Source organism: Catenibacterium sp. CAG:290 (assembly GCF_000437715.1).
GTDB classification, from domain to species: Bacteria; Bacillota_I; Bacilli_A; order Erysipelotrichales; family Coprobacillaceae; genus Catenibacterium; species Catenibacterium mitsuoka_A.
The window spans coordinates 1-2939 of the sequence record NZ_FR898803.1 but is presented as its reverse complement, the minus strand read 5'-3'; the positions used below and the strand labels follow the sequence as shown (position 1 = coordinate 2939).

At 34.3% G+C, this 2939-nt stretch carries 3 protein-coding genes; all 3 read left to right on the top strand.

Features of this window, described 5'->3' with window-relative positions; translation table 11 throughout:
* On the top strand, positions 1–387 hold a 387-nt coding region (locus QVO42_RS04430), incomplete at its 5' end, for a hypothetical protein (protein ID WP_288163832.1).
* Positions 359–487, top strand: coding sequence for a hypothetical protein (locus QVO42_RS04425; RefSeq protein WP_022424962.1), 129 nt, complete (start codon positions 359–361; stop codon positions 485–487). The genes QVO42_RS04430 and QVO42_RS04425, both read left to right, overlap by 29 nt.
* 199 nt (positions 488–686) lie before the next feature.
* Complete coding sequence (locus tag QVO42_RS04420; protein ID WP_022424961.1) at positions 687–2858, top strand: glycogen synthase; 2172 nt, start codon at positions 687–689, stop codon at positions 2856–2858.
* Positions 2859–2939: the final 81 nt, after the last annotated feature.

Sequence of the window (2939 nt, the reverse complement as noted above, 5' to 3'; positions counted from 1 at the left end):
AAATACAGGGAATGTTTTGAAATGATCTTTGCGACTGATTCATTTTTTCTATTGTTTCAGAGAATAATGTTAAAATATATTACAAGAGAGGTGACTGAAGAAATGAACTTTATAGATCACGCAATATCAGAAATCACAAATGGTGAAGATTTTGTACAGGCAATAACTGATATATATGAATATCCAGAGGTAAGAGGTGAATTAGAAAAGTATCCTTTGTGGATCAAGAATATTATTGCTGTTATTGATTGTGATACGGAACTAGGTATGGATGGATTAGATCTAAAATCATATGCTGATGCTGTGAAAGTATTTGATGAGATAGGACTTATAGAAGAAGCAGAAGTACTTCGTGGTTATGAAAGAGAATGCAGAGAAATGCTATGAGAGATTAGCTATTAATAATGATTATGATGCTTTCTGGGATAAGGTATATGTTTGTATTGATAAGAATACATATAATAAGTATTTGGAGGAATATGCATAAATCCATTTTTTGGAATAAGTCTCTTTTGTATAAACAACTTTTACAGATTATGGTACAATAAATAAAGAAATATTTTGAATATATTACTAACTTTAAGTGAACTTAAAGTTTAATTGTAATAGTAGGGGGTGTTGCAAGAGAAAATGAGAAAGTTAAGGTTTTATGGTTTGTTTTAATCTAAGAGATCGGAGAAGAAGATATGAGAAAGAAAACTACAAAGAAAACAACTACAAAAGCAGCTGCTGTTAAGGAAGAAACAGTAACAACAGCTGCTAAGGATACAACAAAAGAAGCTGCTCCCGTAAAGGAAACAGTTAAGAAAGCTACAGCCACTAAGACTGCAACTAAAAAAGAAACTCCCGTAAAGGAAGCAACTGCTAAGGTAGAAACAGTAGCAGAAGCTGAACCTAAAAAAGCGACAGCTAAGAAGACTACAACTACTAAGAAAACAACAGCTAAAAAAGCGACTGCAGCTAAGACAGAAGCTGTAAAAGAAGAAGCTCCTGTAAAGGAAACTGCTAAGAAAACTACAGCTAAGAAAGCTGCTCCTAAAAAGACAACTGCTAAGAAAACTACAGTTTCAAAAACAGAAGCAGTTAAAGAAGAAACTCCAGTAACGGAAGCAGCTGCTAAGGTGGAAACAGTAAAGGAAGCTGAACCTAAAAAGGAAACAGCTAAAAATACTGCAACAAAGAAAGCAACAACTAAGAAGACTACAGCTGCTAAGAAAACAACAGCTAAAAAAGCTGCAGCTAAGACAGAAACTGTAAAAGAAGAAGCACCTAAAAAGACAACTAAGAAGGAAGAACCTAAAGTAGAAGAGACAGTAGCTCCTGAAGTTGAAAAGAAGGTTGAAGTAGAACCTGAAGTAGTTGTTCAGGAAACTCCTGCTCCAGCTCCAGTTGATTTAGGTCCACGTAGAAGTGTGGCATTCATTGGTTCTGAATGTTATCCATTTGTAAAGACAGGTGGATTAGGAGATGTTATGTCTGCTCTTCCTAAGAGTCTTGCTAAGTTGAATTGTGATGTTAAGGTTATTATTCCTAGATATAAATGTATTCCACAGAAGTTCCAGGAAAAGATGGAATATAAAGGTTCATTCTCTATGGACTTATGTGCAGATGGTAAACAGTATTATGTAGGTATTATGGAATACCAGGAAGATGGCGTTGTTTATGATTTTATTGATAACGATGAATTCTTCTCTTGGGGTAATCCATATACTAATCTAATCGATGATATTCCTAAATTCTGTTATTTTGGTAAAGCGGCTCTTGCAGCTCTTAACTATTTAGATTGGACACCTGATGTTGTACATTGTCATGACTGGCAGGCTGCTTTAGTTCCACTATACTTAAGAACATGCTTCAAAGACAGTAATGTAGGACGTGCAAGCTGTGTACTTACTATTCATAACTTAAGATTCCAGGGAATCTATGATAGAAAGACAATTCAGTACTGGTCAGGACTTCCTGATTATGTATTTAATAAAGACTGCCTCACACAGAATTGGTTGGATGCGAATATGTTAAAGGGTGGTATTACTTATAGTAATGTTGTAACTACAGTAAGTAATACATATGCTGGTGAAATCCAGACTGAAGAATATGGTGAAGGTCTTGAAGAACACTTAAGATATCATCATAACAAGCTTGTAGGTATCGTAAATGGTATCGATACAGATATCTGGAATCCAGCAACGGATAAACTATTAGCTGCGCCATATGATAGTACGAATGTTATTGAAAATAAGAAAGCAAATAAGAAAGCTTTACAGGAATCATTAGGATTAGAAGTAGATGATCATAAGATTGTCATTGGTTTGATTTCACGTTTGACAAACCAGAAGGGTCTAGATCTTGTAAATAATGTAATTCCACATATTATGGATGAACATACACAGGTTGTTGTATTAGGTACAGGTGATGCTGAATATGAAGATGCATTCCGTTATTATGAAAACCAGTATAAGGGTAACTTCTGTGCTTATATTGCCTACAATGAAAATGTAGCACATAACATCTATGCTGGATGTGATGCATTATTAGTACCATCTAGATTTGAACCATGTGGATTAACTCAGTTAATTAGTATGAGATATGGTTCAGTACCAATCGTAAGAGAAACTGGTGGATTAAAAGATACAGTACAGCCTTATAACTTATTTGATAACACTGGTAATGGATTTACATTCGATAGATATGAAAGTGGACTTTTATATGATGCAATCAATCGTGCTAAGACACTTTACTTCGAAAGTAGACCATACTGGGATGACATGGTAGTTCGTAATATGAACAAAGATGTCTCTTGGGAACAGAGTGCAAAACACTACAAAGATATGTATGTAGGATTAACACCTAAATATTAATGTAAATAAAAATGCAATGTTAGAAATCTAACGTTGCATTTTTTTCTCCCAATATAATTATTTATCTCCCAAAAATGGTAT